The sequence below is a fragment of the Cobetia amphilecti genome (genome assembly GCF_020217465.1).
GTDB lineage: Bacteria > Pseudomonadota > Gammaproteobacteria > Pseudomonadales > Halomonadaceae > Cobetia > Cobetia amphilecti.
The window spans coordinates 1,600,099-1,625,726 of sequence record NZ_CP084115.1 but is presented as its reverse complement, the minus strand read 5'-3'; the positions used below and the strand labels follow the sequence as shown (position 1 = coordinate 1,625,726).

19 protein-coding genes are annotated in these 25,628 nt (G+C 58.0%); 7 read left to right on the top strand and 12 right to left on the bottom strand.

The features are described from left to right. Positions 1 to 7: 7 nt before the first annotated feature. From LCW13_RS06975 to LCW13_RS06945, 7 genes are all read left to right on the top strand, one after another. Complete coding sequence (locus tag LCW13_RS06975) at positions 8 to 790, top strand: ATP-binding cassette domain-containing protein (RefSeq protein ID WP_192838264.1); 783 nt, start codon at positions 8 to 10, stop codon at positions 788 to 790. Between the two features lie 117 nt (positions 791 to 907). Further along, positions 908 to 2,899: a bifunctional 5-dehydro-2-deoxygluconokinase/5-dehydro-2-deoxyphosphogluconate aldolase gene (locus LCW13_RS06970; protein WP_215824254.1), complete on the top strand. Its 1,992-nt coding sequence runs from the start codon at positions 908 to 910 to the stop codon at positions 2,897 to 2,899. After that, positions 2,896 to 4,773 (top strand): 3D-(3,5/4)-trihydroxycyclohexane-1,2-dione acylhydrolase (decyclizing), encoded by a 1,878-nt coding sequence (iolD, locus tag LCW13_RS06965; RefSeq protein WP_215824253.1) that lies wholly within the window; start codon positions 2,896 to 2,898, stop codon positions 4,771 to 4,773. The genes LCW13_RS06970 and iolD (LCW13_RS06965) overlap by 4 nt, the downstream gene beginning before the upstream one ends. 111 nt (positions 4,774 to 4,884) lie before the next feature. After that, positions 4,885 to 5,790 (top strand): myo-inosose-2 dehydratase, encoded by a 906-nt coding sequence (iolE, locus tag LCW13_RS06960; RefSeq protein ID WP_225347892.1) that lies wholly within the window; start codon positions 4,885 to 4,887, stop codon positions 5,788 to 5,790. 198 nt (positions 5,791 to 5,988) lie between these two features. Further along, positions 5,989 to 7,494 carry a CoA-acylating methylmalonate-semialdehyde dehydrogenase gene (locus LCW13_RS06955; RefSeq protein WP_192837999.1) on the top strand — a complete coding sequence of 502 codons (1,506 nt, stop codon included), beginning with the start codon at positions 5,989 to 5,991 and terminating at the stop codon, positions 7,492 to 7,494. An 80-nt stretch (positions 7,495 to 7,574) separates the two neighbouring features. Further along, positions 7,575 to 8,405: a sugar phosphate isomerase/epimerase family protein gene (locus LCW13_RS06950; protein ID WP_225347891.1), complete on the top strand. Its 831-nt coding sequence runs from the start codon at positions 7,575 to 7,577 to the stop codon at positions 8,403 to 8,405. A 191-nt stretch (positions 8,406 to 8,596) separates the two neighbouring features. Next, on the top strand, positions 8,597 to 10,066 hold the full coding sequence (locus LCW13_RS06945) for a sugar porter family MFS transporter (protein WP_192837997.1): 1,470 nt from the start codon (positions 8,597 to 8,599) through the stop codon (positions 10,064 to 10,066). A gap of 156 nt (positions 10,067 to 10,222) precedes the next feature. Here the strand turns inward: LCW13_RS06945 and LCW13_RS06940 are convergent, their stop codons facing one another. The 12 genes from LCW13_RS06940 to LCW13_RS06885 all read right to left on the bottom strand — a co-directional run bounded on the left by LCW13_RS06940 (position 10,223) and on the right by LCW13_RS06885 (position 25,113). After that, entirely contained in the window at positions 10,223 to 10,618 is a 396-nt protein-coding gene (locus tag LCW13_RS06940; RefSeq protein ID WP_192837996.1) for a VOC family protein, read from the bottom strand. Positions 10,619 to 10,778: 160 nt separating this feature from the next. Beyond that, positions 10,779 to 12,284 carry a sugar porter family MFS transporter gene (locus LCW13_RS06935; RefSeq protein ID WP_225347890.1) on the bottom strand — a complete coding sequence of 502 codons (1,506 nt, stop codon included), beginning with the start codon at positions 12,282 to 12,284 and terminating at the stop codon, positions 10,779 to 10,781. 164 nt (positions 12,285 to 12,448) lie between these two features. Continuing rightward, positions 12,449 to 13,357 (bottom strand): TIM barrel protein, encoded by a 909-nt coding sequence (locus LCW13_RS06930; RefSeq protein ID WP_215824247.1) that lies wholly within the window; start codon positions 13,355 to 13,357, stop codon positions 12,449 to 12,451. Between the two features lie 143 nt (positions 13,358 to 13,500). Beyond that, the gene (locus LCW13_RS06925; RefSeq protein WP_054555846.1) at positions 13,501 to 14,703 is read right to left on the bottom strand and encodes a Gfo/Idh/MocA family protein; all 1,203 of its coding nucleotides are present in this window, start codon (positions 14,701 to 14,703) and stop codon (positions 13,501 to 13,503) included. A gap of 99 nt (positions 14,704 to 14,802) precedes the next feature. Continuing rightward, on the bottom strand, positions 14,803 to 16,653 hold the full coding sequence (gene iolD / locus LCW13_RS06920; protein WP_131431787.1) for a 3D-(3,5/4)-trihydroxycyclohexane-1,2-dione acylhydrolase (decyclizing): 1,851 nt from the start codon (positions 16,651 to 16,653) through the stop codon (positions 14,803 to 14,805). 419 nt (positions 16,654 to 17,072) lie between these two features. Further along, a complete protein-coding gene (locus tag LCW13_RS06915; RefSeq protein ID WP_192837993.1) occupies positions 17,073 to 17,837 on the bottom strand; it encodes an SDR family NAD(P)-dependent oxidoreductase in 765 nt (254 codons plus the stop codon). A gap of 62 nt (positions 17,838 to 17,899) precedes the next feature. Beyond that, the gene (locus LCW13_RS06910) at positions 17,900 to 18,682 is read right to left on the bottom strand and encodes an HpcH/HpaI aldolase family protein (protein WP_225347889.1); all 783 of its coding nucleotides are present in this window, start codon (positions 18,680 to 18,682) and stop codon (positions 17,900 to 17,902) included. A 72-nt stretch (positions 18,683 to 18,754) separates the two neighbouring features. Further along, positions 18,755 to 19,711, bottom strand: a complete 957-nt coding sequence (locus LCW13_RS06905) for an SMP-30/gluconolactonase/LRE family protein (RefSeq protein ID WP_215824245.1) — start codon at positions 19,709 to 19,711, stop codon at positions 18,755 to 18,757. Positions 19,712 to 19,831: 120 nt separating this feature from the next. Then, positions 19,832 to 21,559 carry an L-arabinonate dehydratase gene (gene araD, locus LCW13_RS06900; RefSeq protein WP_225347888.1) on the bottom strand — a complete coding sequence of 576 codons (1,728 nt, stop codon included), beginning with the start codon at positions 21,557 to 21,559 and terminating at the stop codon, positions 19,832 to 19,834. A 138-nt stretch (positions 21,560 to 21,697) separates the two neighbouring features. Continuing rightward, positions 21,698 to 22,837 (bottom strand): Gfo/Idh/MocA family protein, encoded by a 1,140-nt coding sequence (locus LCW13_RS06895; RefSeq protein ID WP_225347887.1) that lies wholly within the window; start codon positions 22,835 to 22,837, stop codon positions 21,698 to 21,700. 375 nt (positions 22,838 to 23,212) lie between these two features. Then, complete coding sequence (locus LCW13_RS06890) at positions 23,213 to 24,244, bottom strand: LacI family DNA-binding transcriptional regulator (protein WP_225347885.1); 1,032 nt, start codon at positions 24,242 to 24,244, stop codon at positions 23,213 to 23,215. A 674-nt stretch (positions 24,245 to 24,918) separates the two neighbouring features. Next, entirely contained in the window at positions 24,919 to 25,113 is a 195-nt protein-coding gene (locus tag LCW13_RS06885; RefSeq protein ID WP_043334054.1) for a CsbD family protein, read from the bottom strand. Between the last annotated feature and the right edge of the window lie 515 nt (positions 25,114 to 25,628).

The window sequence follows — 25,628 nt, the reverse complement described above, 5'->3', positions numbered from 1 at the left end:
TATCGAGATGCAGGCTGTCGACAAGCACTTCGGCAACGTAGTCGCCCTTTCCAATATTTCATTGAAAGTCTACGCAGGCGAGGTCATGTGCCTGCTCGGCGATAACGGCGCCGGCAAGTCGACCCTCATCAAGACGTTATCAGGAGTGCATGCCCCGACTCACGGTGAACTGCTGCTGGAGGGGAATCCTGCCAATTTCACGTCCCCCGGCCAGGCACTCGATGCCGGCATCGCAACGGTCTTCCAGGACCTCGCAATGATTCCCTTGATGTCGATCACCCGTAATTTCTTCATGGGCCGTGAGCCCACCAAGGGGTTCGGTCCTTTCAAATATGTGGACTGGGAGTTTGCAGATCGGGTGGCACGTGAAGAGATGGCCAAGATCGGGATCGATGTGCGTGACCCGTCTCAACCAGTCGGCACGCTGTCAGGCGGCGAACGCCAGTGTGTCGCAATCGCACGCGCTGTCTACTTCGGTGCCAAGGTGCTCATTCTGGATGAGCCAACGTCAGCACTAGGTGTCAAGCAGGCATCGAAGGTACTGCGCTATATCGCTCAGGCGCGCAACCGAGGGCTCGGCGTCATCTTCATCACGCATAACGTCCATCACGCCTACCCCATCGGTGATGCCTTTACTCTGCTCAAGCGCGGCACCTCATTAGGAAGCTGGCGCAAAGAGGACATCACTCGTGAGGAAGTGCTCAACATGATGGCCGGTGGCGAGGAAATGGCCAGCCTGGATGCAGAGTTGGCGGAGTTCCAACGGACGGATTCCGCCTCTGTTGCCTGACCGCGAGCAGGCGTACACGTAGATCATCAATAAGCACTACGGGGCTCCCCCCGATACCTCGATCTACATCGATTATTGTCAATGCCGGGTAACACCGGCCCATTAAGGGATATGCCCATGACGCGCCACTCTCCTCACTCACCGGATCTGGATGTCATTTGCCTCGGCCGCGTCGCCGTTGACCTCTACGCTGAACAGATCGGTGCGCGTCTCGAGGACGCCACCAGCTTCAAGAAATACCTGGGCGGGAGCTCCGGCAATATGGCGTATGGTACGGCACGCCTTGGACTCAAATCCTCGATGCTAGCTCGAGTTGGCAACGAGCAGATGGGGGAATTTCTGCGCGAAGAGCTCACCTCGGCCGGTTGTGATGTCAGCCACTTAATCCGCGATCCTGAACGCCTGACGGGCCTAGTGCTCCTCGGCATCAAGGACAAAGACCAGTTCCCCCTACTCTTTGTTCGTAACGACTGTGCTGACATGGCCATTGATGAAGATGATGTCGATCCGGCATTTATCTCCCGAGCACGTGCCTTAGCCATCACCGGCACTCATCTCTCTACACCGCGTACGCAGCGCGCTGCTCGCAAGGCACTGGATGCTGCACGAAACGCTGGTGTAAAGCGTGTCTTGGACATCGACTACCGGCCAGTACTCTGGGGGCTGACCAGCATTGGCGATGGCGAGACTCGGTTCGTCGCGGATGAAAGCGTAAGCCAGCACATGGCACGTTGGCTTGGCGACTTTGACCTGATCGTCGGCACGGAAGAAGAGTTTCACATTGCCGGCAACAGTACCGACACGCTAGAAGCGCTGCGTGAAGTTCGCCGTCATAGCGAGGCAGTGCTCGTGTGCAAGATAGGGGCGCGTGGCTGCGTCATCTTCGAAGAAGAGATCCCGCAACAACTTGAAGACGGCATTCTGGTCGAGGGCGTCAAGGTCGAGGTCATGAATGTACTCGGTGCCGGCGATGCTTTCATGAGCGGTTTCCTGCGTGGCTACCTGCGCGATGAAAGTTGGGAAACTTGCGGCCATTACGCCAACGCGTGCGGCGCCTTGGTGGTGTCCCGTCACGGGTGTGCACCAGCCATGCCCACAGAAGCGGAACTGTTCGATTATCTGAGCCGCCGCGAGTCCGTGCCTCGCCCGGATCTTGATGATCATCTAACCCACTTGCATCGCGTCACCACCCGTCGTGTAGCGCACTGGGACAGCGTGCTGGGACTGGCATTCGACCATCGCCGTCAATTCCTGGACATGGCACGCGATGTCGAAGGTAACCCCGATCGCCTGCCTCGCTTGAAGCAGTTACTGGTACAAGCCACCCGCACAGCGGCACAGCAGGCCGGCATCACACGGCCGGCGATCCTCTGTGATGATGTCTTGGGCCAGGATGCACTCAATGACACCGCTGAACTGGAATGGTGGGTCGGCCGCCCGGTCGAGCTCCCCAGCTCACGCCCACTTCGCTTCCAGCATGGCGATGACATCGGTAGCCAGCTGAGACGCTGGCCGCGCCACCACATCGTGAAGTGCCTGGTGTTCTACCACCCCGATGACGAAGCCACACTGCGCCTTGACCAGGAAGCCCGCTTGCGCCAGCTGTATGACGCTTGCTGCATTTCCGGACATGAACTGCTGATTGAAGTGATTCCGCCACGTCAGGCAGACGCCCCCACCTGCGATGAGACCACCATTCCGCGCAGTCTGGAGCGTCTCTACAACCTCGGCATTCGTCCCGATTGGTGGAAACTTCCGGCTCTTACAGCCCAGGGCTGGGAAAAGGTGAATCAAATCATCAGTACACGCGATAGCTGGTGTCACGGTGTCGTACTTCTGGGACTGGATGCCCCCATCGAAGACGTAAAGCGTGGATTCGAACAGGCAGCACGTTTCCCGATCTGCAAAGGGTTCACCGTCGGCCGTACATTATTCACCGCCCCCAGCCAAGCTTGGCTTTCGGGCACTATCGATGACGCGACCCTGACCCGACAGGCCGCTGACAACTATCTCGAATTGATTACCCATTGGCAGAAACTGCGTGATGCCTATTGCAACGCAGAGGATGCCAGTCCTGCCACCACGCTCGCAGAAGGAGTCCTGCAATGAGCTCTGTTTCTCACTCAGCGGCAGCGCCGGGTACCGTGCGCCTGACAGTCGCTCAGGCATTGGTGCGATACCTGAGTGCGCAATATATCGAGCAAAACGGACAGGAAGTCCCCTTGTTCGGTGGCTGCTTTGCCATCTTCGGCCACGGCAATGTGGCAGGCCTTGGCGAGGCCTTGCACGCTGCAAGTGATGCGTTCCCCACCTATCGTGCTCATAACGAACAAGGCATGGCCAATGCTGCCATCGCCTATGCCAAGGCGAACAACCGTCGCCGAATCATGGCGTGCACCTCGTCCATCGGACCTGGTGCCACCAACATGGTGACCTCTGCCGGGCTTGCCCATGTCAACCGATTACCGGTGCTGTTCTTGCCCGGTGACACCTTCGCCAGCCGCGCACCAGATCCGGTGCTTCAACAGGTCGAACATTTCAACGACCCCGGCCTGAGCGTCAATGATTGCTTCCGACCTGTTTCGCGCTTCTTTGATCGCATCACACGGCCGGAACAGTTGCTGACCAGCCTTCCCCAAGCATTGGCGACGCTGTTGGATCCCGTGGACTGCGGCCCTGCCACCCTGTGTCTGCCACAGGACGTCCAGACGCTAGCATACGACTGGCCTACCGATTTCTTCGACCGCCAGCTCCATCGTATCCGCCGTGCTCCTGTCGCCCAGGAAGAGCTTGTGATGGCGTTAGACACGCTCCGCTCAGCCAAGCGCCCACTTTTGATTGCAGGCGGTGGCGTGCACTACAGCGAGGCGTGCGATGCTCTATCCACCTTTGCCGAGCAGCACGGTATCCCCGTGGTCGAAACACAGGCAGGCAAAGGTGCCCTGCCTTGGAGCCACGCTCGCAATATGGGCGCGATTGGGGTGACGGGCGCGGCCAGCGCCAATCAGCTGGCACGTGAAGCAGATGTCATTCTGGCCATCGGTTCACGACTCCAAGACTTTACCAGCGGCTCTCGCACGCTCTTTGAAGCCGCCGATCAAACACTCATCAGCCTCAATGTCGGTCGCTTCGATGCCGTCAAGCATGGCGCACAGCAGCTGCAGTGCGACGCACTGCGCGGAATAGAAGCTTTAACGACGGGGCTAGCCGACTGGGCTGCACCAGATAGCTGGGTGCAACGCCAATCTGGGCTCAAGCAGGAATGGGAAGCGGTCAGGGAAAGCGTGATGGCTGACCAGGCACTCTCGCTGCCAACCGATGCTCAGGTACTCGGTGCCGTAAATCGTCAAGCGACAGAAGACACCACCGTGGTCTGTGCCGCCGGCGGCTTACCAGGTGAGCTTCACAAGCTATGGGCAGCCACTGTCCCCGGCAGTTATCACGTGGAATATGGCTTCTCATGCATGGGCTATGAACTGGCCGGCGGGATGGGCGTCAAGATGGCTCACCCATCGCGTGATGTGACCGTCGTAGTGGGAGACGGTAGTTACCTGATGCTTAACTCCGAGCTGGCCACCTCAGTGATGCTGGGCCACAAATTGACCGTCGTCGTGCTCGATAACCGAGGCTACGGCTGCATCAATCGCCTACAACACGCGACTGGCGGTGCCGGTTTCAACAATCTGCTCAAGGACTGTCGCACCGTTCCGGAAGGCGCTCCCAAGGTGGATTTTGCGGCACACGCTCGTGCGCTGGGCTGTCAGGCCGAACAGGTCACAGGGATTGGCGAACTGGAAGCCGCCCTCGAGCGTGCCCGGGCCTCAGAGACAACCTACGTCATCGCGCTAGACACTGATCCGTTGCCCTCCACCCAGGAAGGCGGGCACTGGTGGGAGGTCGCCATTCCCGAGGTCAGCGAACGTACTGAGGTCCGTGACGCCTACCAGGGCTATGTGACGCAAAAACAGCAACAAGCTCACTAAAACATCCACAGGGTCGGGTGCAGCCAGCCTCTCCGGCCCTGAGTCTACGCCATGCCCTCGGAGGCCACGGTGCCTCCTTGCACACTCAATATCTCGAAGAAGGATACCGCCATGAGCATTCGCCTAGGCATCAACCCGCTGACCTGGACCAATGATGATCTACCGAGCCTCGGTGCCGACACACCGCTGGAGGTATGTCTCAGCGAAGGCCGCCAGGCAGGTTTTGCTGGTTTCGAGCTAGGAAACAAATTCCCGCGCACCCCCGACGCCCTGTCTCAGGTACTCAATGCTCACGATCTGGCGTTGGTATCTGGCTGGTACTCAAGCCGCCTGCTGGAGCGTAGCGTCGAGGAAGAGCTGGAAGCCCTGAATGATCATCTTCAGCTGCTCAAGACGTGTGGCGCTACTGTCATGGTGTATTGCGAAGTCAGCCGCTGTGTACATGGGGATCAAGACACTCCTGTCTCACGCCGCCCCGTCATGAATGATGCCGATTGGGAGCGTTTAACAACCGGCCTGGATGCTGTCGCAAAAGAGATGGCGTCTCAAGGCGTGGAAATGGCTTATCACCATCACATGGGCACCGTCATCGAGAGTGAAGCCGATGTGGACCGTTTGATGGCCTCCACACAACACGTGAAGCTGTTGCTGGATGCCGGTCACCTGACCTATGCCGGTGGCGATCCCGTCGCTGTGGCACGCAAGCATGGCAAACGCATTACCCACGTCCACTGCAAGGACATCCGTATGGCACTGATGGACAACGCGATCAACCGTGACAAGTCCTTCCTGGATGCCGTACTGGATGGCGTTTTCACCGTGCCGGGAGACGGCGGTGTTGACTTTGCCGCGCTTTTCACCGAGCTGAAGCGTCAGGGATATGGTCAGCACGATGATCGCTGGCTGGTTGTAGAGGCCGAGCAAGACCCTGCCGTCGCCGACCCGCTGACCTACGCAACGCTCGGTCACGACAATCTGGCTCATCTCGCACGCGAGGCAGAGCTGATCAACGCCTGATTCATCTGCCATTTCAAAGTTATCCGAAATATTTGGGCCGGGATGATGTGGCAACCGCGCTCAACAAATAGAACGGTTCTTATTCCTCTGCGCACGGAGGGAGCCGGCTCTAGGCCACTAGGCTGCATAGACAGCCCGCACGACTCAGATCACTTCGCTTGAGTCAGCGCCAATACCACTCTCCACGAGGACACGTTCATGCAACAGTTACATCACTTCATCAATGGTCAAACGCAACCCGGCGACAGCGGTCGTAATGCACCAGTCTACAACCCGGCCACGGGCGAGCAGTCCGCAAGTGTGTCACTGGCCAGTGCCGAGGAAACCCGCTCCGCCATTGCTGCCGCCAGCGCCGCCTTCCCCGGCTGGTCCAACACCTCAGCCCTCAAGCGCTCACGCATCCTGTTCCGCTTCAAGGCACTGCTGGAAAAGCATAGCGACGAACTCGCCACACTGATTTCGCGTGAGCACGGCAAAGTGCATTCGGATGCGCTCGGTGAGGTGACTCGCGGCATGGAAGTCGTCGAATTCGCCTGTGGCATGCCTCACCTTCAAAAAGGTGAACACTCTCTTAACGTCGGTACCGGCGTAGACAGCCACTCTCTGATGCAACCGCTAGGTGTCTGCGCAGGCATCGCCCCGTTCAACTTCCCGGCCATGGTACCGATGTGGATGTTCCCCATTGCCCTGGCTACCGGCAATACCTTCATCATGAAGCCTTCGGAGAAAGATCCCTCTGCTCCACTGCGCATGGCAGAACTGCTGACAGAAGCCGGACTGCCGCCGGGCGTATTCAACGTCGTCAATGGGGACAAGGAAGCCGTCGATGTCCTGCTGACCGATGAGCGCGTCGAGGCCGTTTCCTTTGTCGGTTCCACCCCGATCGCCGAATACATCTATTCCACAGCTTCTGCACATGGCAAGCGTGTTCAGGCCCTGGGGGGGGCGAAGAATCATATGGTCGTGATGCCGGATGCCGATCTGGATCAGGCCGCAGACGCTCTGATGGGAGCGGCGTACGGCAGTGCTGGTGAGCGCTGCATGGCGATCTCCGTCGCAGTACCGATCGGTGAGCAAACCGCTCAGCGACTGCGTGACAAGATCCTCGAGCGGATGGCCACCCTGCGAGTTGGCCCCGGCGAAGTCGAGGGGCAAGAAAATGACATGGGACCGCTGATCTCGCGCGTGCATGCCGACAAGGTCATCGAGTTCATCGACAGCGGTGTCGAGCAAGGTGCGGAGCTGGTCGTGGATGGCCGTGACATCAAGGTTCCCGGGCACGAGAACGGCTATTTCGTGGGCGCTACCCTCTTTGATCATGTGCGCCCAGATATGCGCATCTATGCCGAAGAAATTTTCGGGCCGGTTTTGTGTCTGGTTCGCCAGGAATCACTCGACGAGGCGATTTCTCTCATCAATGCCCACGAGTATGGCAATGGCACGGCCATCTTCACTCGCGACGGTGATGCTGCCCGCCAATACACCACCCGTATTCAGGTCGGCATGGTCGGCGTAAACGTCCCCATCCCTGTGCCGATGGCATTCCATAGCTTTGGCGGCTGGAAGCGCTCACTCTTTGGTCCGCTTCACATGCACGGCCCGGATGGTGTGCGTTTCTATACCCGCATGAAGGCCGTAACGACTCGCTGGCCGGATGGACTCAGAAGCGAGCAGACAAGCCACTTCACGATGCCAACACTTTGATGTCTCCCCCTGCCATACATCTAATCCTGGCAGGGGGCACTCACTTCCTTCAACAACAATAGCGATCAATGGAGTCATTCATGAAACTAGGTGTCTGCACTTGGACTTTCGGCCCGATCTCTCTGGAAAATACCTTTGAGCGCGTCTCGCGCTTGGGGTTTGACGGTGTCGAGCTGCACGGAGACTTGGAAAGCTTTACTCCCGAGTATGTACTGGGCTTGTGCCAGAAGCACAACCTGCAAGTCTTTTCCCTGACGCCGGGTGACTGTGATCCGGCATCTCCGGATGCATCAGATCGGGAAGCCGCTGATAAGTATTACCGAGATCTTATTGATTTTGCGCATGCAATTGGCGGTGCTCGAGTATCACTCCATGGGTTGGTGGGACGCATCCGCCCCTCCGCAGGTAGCGATCATGCCACTGAATACGGCTATCTCGTTGAATTCCTCAGGCCAATCTGTGCCTATGCTGCAGAGCGGCAGGTACCTTTGGTTTTCGAAGTGCTCAACCGCTACGAATCTCACCTGATCAATACTGGGGAGCAATGCCGCCAACTGATCAAGGATGTCGGCAGCGATCAGCTGCAAGTGTTGCTGGACGCTTATCACATGAACATCGAGGAAGCCGACCCTGTGAAGGCACTGGCGCAGACCGGCCAGCAGCTCGGCCTTTACCACGTCGCAGATTCCAATCGAGGCGGAATTGGCCAAGGCCACAGCGCCCTGCAGCCACAATTCGAACAACTGGCTGAAATGGGTTATCCAGGGCCGATTATCATCGAGGCGCCAGCTATGGGCCCTGACCCCTTCACTCCTGTCAAAGAGGGCGACTACCTCACCAAGCTTGAACATCAGTTGTCACTGAGCGTTACAGCGCTCCGCGAGAAATTCGCCCCCGCTACCGCAATCTAACTTCATAGTGCCCACTATATCGGAGTCAGCCTTATGGCTGGCTCCGGTCTTGTCAGGATGGATAGGCCCGCATGGGCCAAGAACGTTAAGACGTCCATCCTCAGAACAGAACAATATCAGGACCGGCCACGCCAACCCGCCGGAACCCTGGCCAACCGCGTCTTGCACAAGCATGACGCTGGAGGACATGCATGCCAGTCACGTCAGGATCGACACATCACAAGACCGGCTCCGAACATCAGGGGCTGACCAAAGGACAACTGGGCTATCTGATTCGTATCACGCTGATTGCAACCCTAGGGGGACTGCTATTCGGGTATGACACCGGCGTCATCTCAGGTGCTATCGGTCCCATCACGGATTACTTCCAATTAGCACCAGCAGAGAAAGGTTGGGCCGTATCGTCTGTGGTTATCGGCTGTATCGGCGGCGCCATCTGTGCAGGCTGGGTCTCTATTCGATTCGGAAGGCGTATGGCCTTCCTGATTGCTGCCATCCTCTTTTTCCTGTCTGCCATTGGCTCAGCGACAGCTACGGACTTCACCGTTTACAGTATCTGGCGAGTCATCGGTGGTATGGCCGTCGGCCTGGCAAGTGTCGTCGCCCCGATGTACATATCAGAAATGTCACCAGGCCACCTGCGAGGCCGCACTGTCAGCCTGTTCCAGCAATCGATCGTCTTTGGTCAGATGGTCGTTTTCTTCGTGAATTACTTCATTGCCAAGGGCATGGCAGAGGCCTGGATCATTGAGCATGGCTGGCGCTGGATGCTGGGATCAGAAGCCTTGCCCGCCCTGTTGTTTGCCATTCTGTTGATGTTCATTCCCGAATCACCTCGCTGGTTGGTCCTCCGTGGACGACACGAGCAAGCACGCGGAGTGTTGGCCAAATTTACCCCTGCCTCTCGTGTCGAGAGCACGCTGAAAGAAATCGTCTCTTCCTATCGTGACGCCACCCTGGAGAATCGCATCAGCCTCAAAGAGCGTGGCCTGCTTGGTTTAGTGGTGCTGGGCTCATTCTTGGCCTGCGCCCAGCAGCTGACAGGAATCAACGTCGTGATGTATTACGCGCCGGAAGTCCTCTCCACCGTAACTTCAAGCAGTGAAGATGCGCTGTTACAAACCTCCATCATGGGTGTGACCTTCGTGGGCGGGAATTTGCTGGGCATGCTACTCATCGATAAGGTCGGCCGCCGTCCGCTGCTGATAGCGGGAAGCATTGGCAGCATGATCGGTATGTGCGCACTAGGGCTGATCATTTCGCGCGATGCCATTGGCTACGGCGCACTACTGGCGCTTATTGTCTATGTCGTTTCCTTTGCTGTCTCTTGGGGCTGCGTATGCTGGACGCTACTGTCAGAAATCTTCCCCAATGCCATCCGCGGCCGTGCAATGGCCATCGCTCTGGCGGCTCAATGGTTCATGGGGTTTGTGGTCACCCAATCCTTCCCCATGCTACGTCAGAGTGAGTTCCTCAACTCGGCCTTCGGCACTGGCTTCAGTTTCTGGCTATATGCCGTCTTGATTTTGCTCAGCATGCTGATCGTGATGCGCTATGTGCCCGAGACCAAAGGCAAGACGCTGGAAGAATTGGAAGATATTACTGGTACACGTCTAAGTAAGCGCCGCCGGGAGCTCGCAAGCGCCAATGCCAGCAGTTGATACTCTACCCTCGCCATCGCAAGACTGACTTGTCGTAACACCTACCCCTTGCCTGCCATCATTTTGCGATGGCTCGCAAGGGGCAAGTGTTTGAGGCCAGAAACACGCGAACACGATTCGCCTTCTCAGAAGATATCGTGCAAATGGGTTAGGCTCTCATTTCGAGACCTGTAACTCGAACCCGGACTCATCCCGAATCCCCACCCGGTTACCGTCGGGATCATGCAGATGTATGGTCCTGCCCCATGGTGTCTCTTCAATTTCGGCGTCGATACCCCAGGCTTTGACATCTGCCAATGCCTGATCGATATCCCTGACATTGAAGCGTAGCTTGGCGCTACCTTGTTCTGGTGTCTTGCCGCCTTCAATGGCTTTCCCACCCTGCTCGATCATCAGATAGCCCGCCCCATAAGACAGGCAGGTCAGCCTGAAACTGCCATCTTCCTTGCTGAACATCAGCGGCAGTTCGAAAAGACCTTGATAGAAAGCGACACACTCCTCGAACCGTTCTGTATTCAATATCAGGCCATACCGCGCGACGTTATGCTTCATCCATGTGTCCTCTGGCTGTGGCTTGGTGTCCTTTGATCATGCCATCGGTATCGGGGCAGAACGATAGTGCCCGGTGCAAGACATGCTCCCGCCAGCACGTGAAGATTGCCAGCGGGAGTAGATAACGACGGCTTGATGAACAGTCCAGAGCGCTCCTGGTTTACTCAGCGGTCAGCGGCAAGCCCTGACGAGAAAGACGACGGCGACGCTTGCTGAGACGACTACCGGTGATGTTCTCGAGCTCTTCCAGGGTCTTGCCCTTGGTTTCCGGCACGTAGCGCAGCACGATCAGCAGACTGAGGAAGGTCAGTACCGCATAGAGCCAGAAGCTGAATCCTCCACCGACCAGCTCATTGAGGAAGTCGCTCTGGCGCATCATCGGGAAGGTCTGAGTGACGATGAAGCCCAGCAGCCACTGCGCCGCCACGGCCAGTGACATGGCTCGTGCGCGAATGGCATTGGGGAATATCTCGGAGACCAGTGTCCAGCAGACACACCCCCAGGAGATGGCAAACGAGACGACATAGACGATCAGGGCGATCAAGGCACTGATGCCCGGTTCGCCATTGCCGATCACGACACCCAGGAAGGTCATGCCGACAATGCTGCCAAGGCTCCCCGCAATCAACAACGGACGACGCCCGACCTTATCGATCAGCAGCATGCCCAGCAGGTTACCGGCGACGAAGGTCACCCCCATGATGGAGGTCTGGAACAGGGCATCTTCATTGCTGGAAGTGACAGCGGACAACACATCCGGTGCGTAGTACATCACCACATTGATGCCGGTCAGTTGCTGAGCAGCAGCGATGAAGATCCCGATGGCCACCAGCCCCAGCATCCCCTTGGTACGCAGCGACGCGTGACGCTTGCTCTCATTGTGCAGGAAGGATTTCTGGATCTCCCCCAGCGTGCGTTCAATGGCATCGCCATGATAGAAGCGCGCCAAGACTCGGCGGGCATCGTCCAGGCGCCCTTTCAGCACCAACCAACGTGGAGATTCGGGCACGAAAGGAATCAGCACTGCAAACAGAATGGAAATGATCGCTTCAGACCCCAGCATCCAGCGCCAGCCGTGATTCAGGATCCAGGTTTCCGCCATGCCCTTGGCAATGAAGTAGTTCACGAAGAACACCACCATCTGACCAAAGACCACGGATTGCTGGAACAGACTGACGGTGCGCCCTCGCATATAACCGGGTGACATCTCGGAGATATACATTGGTGCCATGACACTGGCCATGCCGACGGCAATCCCGCCGAGAATGCGCCACCAGATGTAGGCATCAAAGGTGCTCGCCAGGCCGGATCCCAGTGCTGACGCCGTGAACATCAACGCTGACAGCATAAAGACGGCCTTGCGCCCATAGGCAATGGACAGCCGTCCGGCGATGAGTGCGCCACCGATACAGCCGATGACCACAGATGAGACTGCCCAGCCCTTCTCGGCGGCGGACAGATCAAAATACTGCGCGATGGGCCCGATGGCCCCGGAGATGACGCCGGTGTCATAACCGAACAGCAGGCCACCCAGGGCGGCCACTAGAATGATCTTGATCAGGAAGACAAGCTGCGCTGGCGTCAGCTTTTCTTGATTGTCGGGTGAGGAGGAATCGGTGGATGCTGAGGGGGTAGCGGTGTCGCTACCGGGGTGTGAAGTGGGCATGACGACCTCTCGTGATCGATTGTTATAGTATTACGAGAACTGCTGAGGCAGGTGTGGCTCGAGTGCTCGTGGCATCTGACGCACCACGCTATCGAGACAAGTCATTGCGGTATCTTCCGTGCCCTGCCGTCTTCTGGCGCGATGACGACAGGGCTTCATGCGGATCAGGCTTCCGCCAGGCCCTTTTCAAGAATGCTGCGTTCAATGAATTCACGACTTTCGCGGGCATTTTCCAGCGCGCTGTTGTCCTTGGTCGGGTCCACGTCCTGCTCGACGGTGATCCAGCCTTGATAGCCGATGGATTCCAGACTCTCGCGAACCGCATCAAAGTCGACACAGCCCTGGCCCAGCGGGCAGAACACGCCCTGGCCGATGGCGGTATAGAAGTCGATGCCATCCTTCACCACGTTTTCCAGCACCGGCGCCTGAATATCCTTGAAGTGGATATAGGCGACGCGCTCGCCGTAGGTGCGAATCAGCTCGGCGGGGTCGATCCCGGCATAGGTGCAATGGCCAGTGTCGATGCACAGCTTGACCAGGTCAGAGTCCAGCTCTTTCATGGCGCGATCGACTTCATCACGATACTCGATATAGGTGCCGGCATGCGGGTGAAGCACCGGCATCACGTCATATTCCTGACAGATTTCAGCCACTTGGCGGATAGTGACCATCATCTCGTTCCATTGCTCATCATTGAGACGTGTCGCGGTTTCCTGCTGGCCAGCCTCATCGGTGCGCGGCGAGCTGACGTGATCGATGATGACCATATAGTTGCCCTGCTGCGGCTTGAGCACTTCACAGGTCGCGCGGGTGTAATCCAGGATTTCCTGACGACGTGACGCGTCATGTAGATGCTTGAAGATGGTACCGGCGATCAGCTCGAGCCCTCGGCTGTCCAACGCGGACGCCAGTGCTGCCTGCTCGGTCGGCAGATAGTTGAGCGGACCCAGCTCCGTCGCCTTGAAGCCGGCGCCGGCGATCTCATCCAGTACGGTCTGCCAGCTGGGGTTGGCGGGATTGTCGGCAAACTCGATACCCCAGGAACACGGCGCGTTGGAAAGCTTGATTTGCATGAGGATGTCCTTCTCTTTGGCGTTGTCGTTGTCTTTTGAAATAACCATCATCAGTAGCGCATTGGCGAAGCGACCTCACAGCAACCGCCAATCCATGGCGGTGATAGCGTCAGAGTGAGGCGCTCCAGATGCCGGCAGTCAGGTCAGAACGCGACCCAGCGATTCTCGTTGTCAGACGATTCCACACAGCACTCCAGCAACCGCACACCTTCGATACCGGCGTCGATATTGGGGAACCAGAGCGACTCCAACTCCTGCTCTGACAGACCGAGATGCTGGGTACTTCTGCCATCACGGCGCGCTTCGGCGCCCTGCATGGCGAGTGCATAGCGGTGATAGACATTGGCCCAGGATTCGAAGAAGCCTTCCGCGTGGCCGCCGCCGATGCGATTGCTGTTCACGGCGCTGTCGCCTTCGGCGAGATAGCCCATGCCACGCTCGAGAATGCGGGCCGGCTCGCCCTGCACTTCCAGACGCAACTGGTTGGGATACTCATCCCACCACTCGATACTGGCCTTCTCTCCCACCACGCGAATCTTCTGCTGGTGCATGGAACCCGCGTTCACGGCGCTGGCCCAAAGCGACCCCACCGCGCCGTTCTGGTACTGGAGCAACACCTGGGCGTTGTCTTCCAGCGGCGCACGCGAGGCCACGAAACTCTGGCGGTGGCACATCAGGCGTTCGACCTTGAGTCCGGTGATGAACTGGCCGGCATAGAAGATGTGCGTCCCGAGATCCCCCAGCACATAAGTCGGCCCGGAAACGGCAGGACTGGTACGCCACTTGGCGCCGCTGCTGACCTGTTCGACCGGCTGGCTATGGAAGCCATGAGCGAATTGCATGTTGACCATGCGGATCTGCCCCAGCTCACCCGACTGCACCATGGCACGGGCCTGGTGCAGCATCTGATAGCCGCTATAGCCATACATGACACCGAAGACCAGACCGCGCGCCTGTGCTTCGGCCTTGAGCTCCTCGGCCTCGGCAACCGTGAAGGTCACCGGCTTTTCGCAGATCACATGCAGACCGGCCTTGAGCGCTGCCAGGCTGATGGCATGGTGGGTGCTGTTGGGCGTGGCGATGCTGACCGCCTGAATGCCGTCCTCGCGAGCAGCTTCGGCCTCGAACAGGCTGGCGTAATCCGGGTAGCAACGCTCTGGATCGAGTCCCAGGTTGGTGCCGAATTCACGCCCGCGTTCAGCGTCGAGATCGAAGGCACCGGCGACCAGCTGGAACAAGTTGTCACGATGGGCAGCAGCACGATGGGCGTGGCCGATTTCACTGCCACGGCCACCACCGACCATGGCCCAGCGCAGCGGTGCGATATTGTGTTCTTCATTGAACATCAGGGTTCTCCTGCAAATGCATGGGTGCTGGTAATTGGCGTTGTCATTCCAAGCGTGTTCATGAGGCCCGTTGCGGTGTGCGCCAGGCCTCACGCAGAATCAGAGCCCGCGACGCTGATGGACACGGCCGGCATTCATGGCGGTGACCTGCGCTTCATCCACGTCCTCGCGGACGACTTCGGGTAGCCCCACATCCCACCAGCAGTCACAGGAAGACCACTTGCTGGAATCGATATCCACCACGATGACGTAGGTCCGCGGGCTCTCCTTGGCGCGCTGGTAGGCGGCCCGGAAATCACTGATGTCACTCAGGTGCTCACCATAGGCACCTTGCGACTGGGCATGCTTGAGGAAGTCGACGCGTACCAGCTCATCGGCCTGGCTGCGACAATCGGCCAGCATGTTGTTGAAGGACGGATTGCCACTGTTGTTCTGCAGCTTGTTGATGACCGCAAACCCGGCGTTGTCACACACCAGCACGATCATCTTGTGGCCCGTCAGCACCGAGCTGTAGATGTCGGAATTCATCATCATGTAGGAGCCATCGCCGACCAGGACCACGACCTCGTTGTCGGGATTGGCGATCTTGGCGCCCCAGCCGCCCGCCACTTCATATCCCATGCAGGAGAAGCCGAACTCGATATCGAACTTGCCGAGCTGCTTGCTCTGCCAGTTCATGTTGAGCTCTGCCGGCAAGCCACCGGCGGCAGTCAGCACGGTATCGCCGGGTTCCTGCACCGCATTGACGCTGGCAATGACCTGGGCGTAGGACGCCATCTCGCCGGGCGTGATCTCGCCACGGTTGGCGCACAGGGATTTCCACTCGGCGACCTCAGCCTGGCCCTTTTCCAGCCAGCGCTGATCGGCTTGCCATTCACCCAACCCGGAATCAAGACGCTCCAGCGTGTGGCGAGCATCGCCGATGACCGCCATGGCGCGATGCTTGATGGCATCCATATGCGCCACGTTGACTGACACGATCTTCAGCGCTGGATTACGAAACACCGACCAGGATCCGGTGGTGAAGTCCTGCAGGCGTGTGCCAATGGCCACCAGCACATCACATTGTGCCGCCATGGCATTGGCGGAATTCGAGCCAGTCACACCAATCGGGCCGATATTGCAGGGGTGGGATTGCAGCAGCGAAGAACGGCCCGCAATCGTCTCGACCACCGGAATATTACGACGTTGTGCAAAGTCGGCCAGCAACTGATTGGCTTCGGAATAATGAACGCCACCGCCAGCGATGATCAGCGGCTTCTCCGCCTTTTCCAGCAGGGAAATGGCATCCTGTACAGCACGCGTATCGGCTTCCGGACGACGAATATGATGGATGCATTCTTCGAAGAGCGCCTCTGGATAGTCATAGGCAACGCCCTGAATATCCTGTGGCAATGAAATCATGACCGGCCCGCAATTGGCGGGATCCGTCAGCGTCGCGATCGCTGTCGGCAAGGACTGCATGATCTGTGCGGGATGAGTGATGCGATCCCAATAGCGAGTGACGGGCTTGAAGGCATCATTGACGCTCAGGCCTGGTTGATGGGCATGCTCGACCTGCTGCAGCACCGGGTCTGGCAGGCGTGAGACATGGGCATCGCCGGCGAACATCAGCAATGGAAGGCGGTTGGTGTGCGCAATACCCGCAGCCGTGATCATGTTGGTGGCACCCGGCCCGATGGAGGTGCTGGCGATCCCGATGCGCTGGCGCTTGTTGGCCTTGGCGTAGGCAACGGCGGCAACCGCCATGGACTGCTCATTCTGGCCGCGCCAGATCGGGATCGTGTCCTGGATGTTGTGCAGCTGCTGCCCCAGACAGGTCACGTTACCGTGGCCAAAGATGGCGAACCCGCAACCGAACAAGGTCTCGACACTGCCATCAAGTTCAATCTTCTGCGCCGCCAGGTATCTGGCGATGGCTTCGGAGACGGTCAATTTTATCGTTTTCATTCCTCTCTCCCGACGAGCATATGGCGTTGTTTTATTGTGTGCATTCAGGTCGAAAAATCCGCACCTGAAGCTCAGTGATGATGACGTAGGAAAATGATGGTCAGCGCTGAATTCTTCGCCGTTTGAAAAGACACTAGCAGCGCTTGAAAACGTTTTCACCTTCATTTTCAAAAAAAGTGCTTTCCTTGGATCAAAGTTCAATAAGGATGTCTTGGCATGATTGAAGCAGCCTATAAAACTGTCGCTTCGATCACCCTTATCCTATTGATCATCCCAAGGAGCACTCGATACCACTCCGGCGAAAGCCGCCATCTCGTTGCCAGTGGCGCTGGCACGAAAAGCGCTTCATGGGGAGTGATGCATGCAAAACGCAGCCTCCCAAAACGCTCTGCGAAAACGCCATGACCACTTCAGCATGGCTAGACGAGGCCACCATCCACGATATAGGTCTGGGCCGTCATCATGCGACTGTCATCCGCTGCCAGGAACAACACCATCCGAGCCACATCCTCGGGCTGTACCCGCTGGTGCAGGCTCTGATTTTCCAATACCTGCTTCTCCAGCTCGGGATTCCACCACAGCGCCTTCTGACGCTCGGTAATGATCCACCCCGGCAGCACGGTATTGACGCGAATCCCCGCATCTCCCATGTCACGCGACAAGGTGCGCGTCAGACCGATGGTGGCCGCCTTCGCGCTCGAATAGGCCGAGATGTCCCGCGAGCGACGCAGGAAGCTGGGCGAGCTGAAATTGATGATCGACCCGCCGCCCGCCGCCTGCATCCCGGCAAAGACTGCCTGACAGGCAAACACCACATGGCGAAGATTGGTGGCCTGAAGGTCATCCCATGTCTCGACATCCAGCTCCGTGAGCGGTACCCGGGTATCACGCGCGGCATTGTTGACCAGGGCCCCTATCGGCCCCCACTCATCTGCTGCAGCCTCGATGACCGTGCGCAGCTGCTGGATGTCAGTCACATCGCAATGTCGGTAATGCACCTCTCCTCCCTGATCGGTCAGACGCGCCGCCAGGGCCTCGCCTGAGGCATCATCGATATCGATGAAACTCACTCGCGCCTGCTGCTCACAGAAATGCTCTACCAAGGTCGCGCCGATGCCGCTGGCGCCGCCACTGATGAAGACATGCCGGCCTTCCAGGCTGGGATAACGTGCGAACTGATTCATTTTGCCTCTCCTCTGATAGCGTATCGCTGGCTCAGGCGAACGACTGCCACGGCCAGGTGCATTCAATAGCCTTCACAATGATTCGCGCTGCGCTCCATGTCCTTCAGTACTGCCTGTGCCCCTGCCATCAACAGACGTGTATCGGCTCCGACCGTGACCAGATCACAGCCACGCGCCAACATCCGTCGCGCATGCGCGGCACTGCCGTTGTGAATGCCGATGACGCTGCCGTGCTGCCGAGCCCGTGCGACAATCTCGTCGATCAAGATATCCATGGGGCCATCACCGTGATCGAACCCAGGTGTGTGCCCGTGTGACAACGCCAGATCCGCAGGGCCGATATAGATGCCATCCAGCCCCTCGACGGCCAGAATCTCTTCCAGGTTCGCCACGCCTTCGCTGGTCTCGATCATGCCCAGCACCAGCATCTCGTCATTGGCATGCTTCGCATAATCCGCTCCGCCATACAGCATGGCGCGATGAGGGCCGAAGCTGCGCATCCCCAGCGGGGGATAACGACAGGCGGCCACCAGTGCCCTGGCGTCATCGGCCGTATTGATCAAAGGCGCAATCACGCCATAGGCCCCCGCATCCAGCACCTTCATGATCAACCCCGGCTCCAGACTTGGCACCCGGACAAGCGGGACGGTGTCAGTGGTGGAGATGGCCGTCAGCATCGGCAGCAGATCGCTGTAATCGATCACCCCGTGCTGCATGTCGATGGTCAGGCTGTCCCAGCCCTGATGGGCCATGATCTCTGCCGAGAAGGCACACGGCATGGAGAGCCAGCCATTCACGACGCCCTCTTTTTGGGCAATGCGTTGCTTGAGGCGATTGAGGCGCATGGGGTCTCCCTCTGGAATTCATCAACGGTGGAGGTCACAAGGGACGGGGCACAAGAGCAGCCACAAGGTCAGTCACGCGTGAGGTTCACGGGTCGTGTCCAGGGAGGGTGAGCGTTCTCCATTCAGCACGTCGGGTGATGCTGGAGAGCGAGAGGCAAAGGTGGCGATGGGGACACCCGGCACCTCGACCTCCAGCGCGAAGACACTGCCAGACAAGGGGGCTGCGGCCAGTGCCTCAGGGCTCATGCCCTTGCGCAAGGTGGTCACGTAAAGCGTTGTCATATCGGCCCCGCCAAAGCACGGCATGGTCGGGCCGGGACATGGCAGGCGGACCTGGCGCGCCAGACGTCCCTGGGCATCCCAATAATTGAGGACTCCGCCAAAGACACCTGCACTCCAGTAGCCTCCCGCCATATCCATCGCCCCACCGTCGGGGCGACCGTGCAGTGCAGGCTGGGTCTCGGCAAACACTCGCGGCGTTCCCATGACACCATTTTCCGGGCAGTAGTCCGCGACATGGATCGTGTCGCGCCGCGTATCCGCAAAATGCATGCGCCGTCCATCAGCACTCCAGGCCAGTCCATTGGCGACAATGAGGCCTGACTGCAGACGATGTGTCTCGCCCGCAGGCGTGACCGAGTAGAAATGCCCCAACGGCCGGGAGCGGCTCGCTTCATCCATGGTGCCGATCACGAACTGTCCATTCGGTGCGACCTTGCCGTCATTGAAGCGCGTGCCAGCCAACGGCTCACCGGGTGGGCAGGCCAGGAACTCCAGTGCACCCGACTCGAAATCGAGCAGATGGATACCCGAACGCATGGCAACGATCAAACGCCCATCGGCACAGCGCCCGAAGGCACCCAAGGTCTCTGGCAGCACGCGACGCTCTCGCTTGCCATCACTCAGGCAGTAGCGCTCGATCGCCGGGGCATAAAGGTCCGCCCATAACAGGCTGTTGCGACTGGCATCCCAGACCGGGGATTCACCCAATTCCGCCCGGCTCTCTATCAACAGTTCGATTTCCGCCATTTCCTGGACTCCCGTCGACGATGGCTATGGCACATGCGTGGATACCCCTGCGGGCTTACACCTTCTATCTCTCTGCCCCCGATACCCTCGACCTTATCTCCCTGCTTCAGGCAGCGGCGCTCAATAGATATCGGGCTCAGGAGTACTGCCAGGGGCACCATTGGCAAAGTCGAAGTCACAGCCTTCATCCGCCTGGGTGACATGCGATTTGTAGAGAGAGGCATAGCCATGAGGGTGCCGGTCCTTGGGCGGCTGCCAATCTGCCAGTCGACGTTGGATCTCCTCCTCATCGACCATCAGGTCCAGCCGCCGATTGGGGACATCCACGGCGATGATGTCGCCGGTCTTGACGATGGCCAACGGGCCGCCGACGGCGGCTTCCGGCGCCACATGCAGAATGCAGCTCCCGTAGCTGGTGCCACTCATGCGCGAGTCGGAGATACGCAGCATGTCGCGCACGCCCTGTTTCAGCAGCTTGGCCGGAATCGGCATCATGCCCCACTCCGGCATGCCGGGGCCGCCCACCGGTCCGCCATTCTTGAGCACGATGATGCTGTCAGCCGTGACCGGGAGGTCTTCATCATCGATACGCGCCTTGAGGTCGGCGATATTCTCGAACACATAGGCAGGCCCTTGATGAACATGCAGACGAGGGTCCGCCGCGGTCGGCTTGATGATGGCCCCCTTCGGCGCCAGGCTGCCGGTCAGTACGGCAGTCCCGCCCGAGGCATTGACCGGCGTGTCCAGCGGGAGAATGACTTCCGGGCGCCAGACCTTGGCGCCTTCGATGTTGTCGCCCAGGGTGCGGCCGGTCACGGTCATCGCGGAGAGCTTCAGCTCACTGCCGATGTTCGTCATCACCGCCGGAAGCCCTCCGGCATAGAAGAAGTCTTCCATCAGATATTCGCCGGAAGGCTTGAGGTTCAGCACCAGCGGCACACGACGCGATATCTCGTTGAAGCGCTCCATCGGCAGCGTGATTCCGAGACGACGTGCCATGGCCACGATGTGGATGATGGCGTTGGTCGAACCACCGATCGCCATGTCGACAGCAATCGCGTTATCAAAGGAGGCCTCGCTCATGACATCGGTCGGCTTGAGATCTTCCCAGACCATTTCCACCGCTCGCTTGCCGCTGGCGTAGCACATACGGTTGTGATTGGCGTCCACCGCGGGGATGCTTGAGGCCCCCGGCAGGCTCATGCCCAGCGATTCACCGATCGACATCAGCGTTGCCGCCGTGCCCATGGTCATGCAAGTGCCCGGAGAGCGGGCAATCCCATTCTCGATCTCGTTCCAGTCACTCTGACTGACGTTGCCGATACGTCGCTCATCCCAGTACTTCCAGACATCCGTACCGCTCCCCAACACCTGACCACGATAATTGCCGCGCAGCATGGCACCAGCGGGGACATAGATGGTCGGCAGATTCATGGAGATCGCGCCCATGAGCACGCCCGGCGTGGTCTTGTCACACCCGCCCATGACCACGGCGCCATCCACGGGGTAGCTGCGCAGCAATTCCTCGACTTCCATGGCCAGCATGTTGCGATACATCATGGCGCTGGGTTTCATCAATTGCTCACCCAATGACATGGCAGGCAGTTCGACAGCAAAGCCCCCCGCTGCCGTGATACCACGCTTGATATCCTTGACCCGCTCAGGAAAGTGAGAATGGCAGGTATTGAGGTCGTTCCAGGTATTGATGATGGCGATCACCGGCTTGCCGACGAACTCCTCTCCCCAGTAACCCATCTGCTTGACGCGAGAGCGATGCCCGAAAGAGCGCAGATCATCCTGCTTGAACCAGCGATTACTGCGCAGATCGTCGACCCCTTTCCTGTTCATCCCGTACTCCTTACAACGTAATTGACCGAACAATGGCGTAGCAGAATCCGCACCGGCTGCCTCGAGGGCGGCCCGTCATTGCGTCATTCCTGAATGAAGTGGCATTGGCTATCTCAATTCCACAGCCGAATCAGCGCGTCAATTGACTGTCCGCCGTGATGGGAGAGACACCCAATCGCCATTTCGTCGACTGGAGTCGAGCGCGGTGGCGGCGAACTCGACACCACGCACACCACTGCGCAGGTCGGGATACCAGCAGGCCAATGGGTGCGGCTCAGTCCCCTGCTGGCAGGCAGTGATGTCCTCATGGAGGTCGCTATACAGGGAAGAAAAGGCTTCGCGATAACCTTCGGGGTGTCCAAAGGCCACACGAGAGATGCGCGTGGAGGCTTCATGAAGTCCCGCTGCCCCTTTGGAGAGCAGCACAGGAGCGCCATCAAGACGGCGGAACAGGAGCTGATTGGGGGTTTCCTGATGCCATTCGAGCCCCCCGAGACTGCCGAAGATCCGGAAGCTCAGGCCATGCTCGGCGCCGGCAGCCGCCTGGGTAATCCACATCAGGCCGCGGGCACCATTGCCATAGCGCAACATTACGTTGGCATTATCGTGCGCTTCGCGTCCGGCCACGCTGGCCGTGACATCGGCACTCAATTCACTGGTCTCAAGCCCGGAAACATACTCGAGCATATGAAAGGCGTGGGTCGCGATATCATTGAGTATCATCGACTCCCCCGCGATGGCGGGGTCCATATGCCAGTCGTGGCCTGCCTTTTCCGCATCCGTCAGGCAGGCCAGGTGCCCCTGAACGTAGTCACACTGCAGCTGACGGATTTCACCGAGCTCGCCATTCTCGATCATGGCGCGTGCCTGACGCACCATGGGATAACCGGTATAGCCATAGGCCATGCAGAAGCGCAGCCCTGCCCGCTCGGCAATCGCTTCAAGCTCGCGAGCCTGAGCCGGATCATTGACCAGCGGCTTTTCACAGACGACATGAAAGCCCAGCTCCAGAGCCAGCTTGGCCAGGACGAAGTGACTATCGTTGGGCGTGAGAATGGCGATCACCTCAGCACCATCTTCGCGGGCAGCTTCCTCGCGTAGCAGTGATTCACCATCGCCATAACCACGTGCGATGTTGAGTTGTTCCGCCTGCTGGCGAGCACGCTCGGGATTCGATGACAGCGCACCGGCGACGACACGATACCGTCCATCCATCTGCGCCGCCGCACGATGGACCTGACCGATGAAAGACTGAACGCCTCCCCCGATCATCCCCATGCGCAGCACTTTGGGGGCCAAAGTGCTCGACTGGTGTTCCGCTGTCTGCTGTGAGCTTGAACGGTGATCGAATGAGGGCGGTGTCTGCTGAGTCATTGGGCGTCTCGGCTTCAGGCGTGGATGGCGTTATTGTTCTATCGCGTACCACAGGGGCTTTTCCTTGGCTTTGGTACGCTGCATATCAAGCAGCCTAGCGCAGCCAAACCGGCTTTGAAAATGTTTTCAAAGCCATTTAGACCAAGGGACGAGAAAGAACGAAAATCCACCGATGTGCCAACGAATCGCCAGTATTCCAGGCGGACTACCAAGAGAGTGCTGCTCCGCCACCAGAGAAGATTTCACGAGAAAACTATCAAGCGTTCTGCAGTGCGCGTGTCAGTTGACGTGACGAGTCGACCCGCGTTGCGTGATCTGACACGGCATGATGACCCGACTGGGCGCCATGCCACCTTGCTTGATGCGCGCGAACAACAACGACACCGTCTTGTTGACCATTTCCGTGAATGGCTGGCAGATCGTCGTCAGATCATAGGATTTGCTTGAGGCAAAGCGAATGTCATCCACCCCGACGATACCGATATCCTGTGGTATGCGGTGCGAGAACTCATGACGTATGGCGTCCATGCCGCCACATGCCATGATATCGTCAAAATAGAAGATGCTATCAGGAATGACCTCCGCCTCTGCGAACAACTCACAGGTAGCTTCATAACCCGCATCGTAGCTGTGGCGATACCCTTCCCCCACGCCATGCAAGGTCAGCCCGCGCTGCTCCAGCCGCTCGATGAAGCCACGCTTTCTATCCAGCGTGGCCTGCTCCTTGGTCGACGCCCCCACATAAGCCAGCCGACGATAACCGAGATCAATGAGATGATCTGCTGCCATGCGCCCCATCTCGACATCGTCACAGGTCACCACACAGGCGCCGGAATCTTCTCCATCACGCCCGAATATGGCCACAGGCGTATTCTGCTTCGCACAGGCCTCGACCAACTCCGGCGGCACCGATGCAGAAGTGACGATCAAGGCATCGACATGATATTCCATCACCAACGAGACAGCCTCCGAGATGCTTTTCTCGGTATTCACGTTGATCAACAAGGTGTGGCAGTTATGCCGCTGAATCGCAGCAGAAAATTCGCTGAGAATCGCCAGGTAGACAGGGTTCTCGAAATTGGTCACGAGAATCCCGATCAGGCTGGATTGCGACTTGATGCCTCGTGCCAGACGATTCGGCTTGTACCCCATTCGCTCGGCTACCGCCAGGATCCGGCTACGCATCTCGGGGGAGCTGCTGCCTTCAGGATTCATTGCCCGAGAGACCGCCGCAATCGAGACGTTGGCCTCCTTGGCAACTTCAGTGATGGTGACACGCTTGGATGAGGATATGTCCTCGGACTTCTTCATGCTCACTCCCTAACGGGGCTCAATGCTCAACATCTCATCAAGGCATTCCACCCCACATTGGATAATCATTGGCCGACCATACCGCGGATCACGCAAGCATGCAGCAGGCGTATGATGAAGAATACAGCCATATCACGTTGGCTTTGACGTGTGCCACCAGGGATTCAATAGCCGCCTTTCGATAACACGACCCTGGCGACTATCTCTGGCAGCACGACGGCTCAGGACCACAGTAGAACTGACGCAACAGCCGATGCATCGGTTGCTGGAGCCTCGTCGTGGCACACCCAGACGATGACCCTGGATACGACTCGGAGGTCGCCAATCACGAAGATGTGCAAAGGGCTTTGACAGTAAATGTATTGCTATGCCCTCTATAGCCCCACCTGGCGAGGGACCAAGGAGAATATCAATGGCTTGACACGCCAGTACTTCTCCAAGGGGCAGTCTCCAAGAATGTCAGTAATACTGAGCTACGCAAGGTGCGTCGAGAAACGGAATGACCATTCTCGACAGCGCCTCGGCTATCGAATAGCCATCCCAAGTATTCTCGAGAGAATGTTCTAAACCCCTGTATCCCATGCGTGCTGCTCTGATTGCTGGAGCTCAGACACAAAAAACCGATGCCTGCAAAGCGCAAGCATCGGTAACATGGAATATATATTAAAAAAGCTTTACGAATCGGACAGTTTATTCCATTCCTTTTCAGCGTCTTCTTTGTTCATGCCATAACGCTCTTGAACCTTTCCGACAAAGTGCTCCTTGCGACCCGCAATTTCGTCGACATCTTCATCTGTAAGCTCTCCCCAACCTTCGCGGACCTTACCTTTGAGTTGCTTCCACTTACCTTCGGCGATATCACTATTCATGGCAGTCTCCTAAATCAAACAGATAATGCGACAAATAAAAATCAACCAATGACCAGTCACATGCTGTGATTGAGCCTCATGGCAGGCCACGAATATAAGCTAGCACAGATATTAGGGCTCAACAACAGCCCTACCGCTTCACCTCATTGGTGGCGCGACCACTGACTTTACATAAAATATAGCGCGAGCCAGCCGACTCAATACAACATAATCGACAGAAAGTTCCCTTCATCTTTCCGTGACATACTGTCATTCCCCTGCCTTCAAAAATCAATATGAAAACTGCCATTAAATATATAAGGAGGAAATATTCAGCATAACCCATCAACAACTCACTATAAGGTGCCGGATGATCGATTCTTACAATGAACCTATCCTTTATTGGCCTCTCGTATACCCAACAAGCAATTCATACAGAAAAGGCATCATGGGTATCAAGCTGCACAATCAAGAGACAACGACACCGAAAATTCATGCCGACTTCCTAAGCAGCTCCTTCCAGCATTACGAAAAAG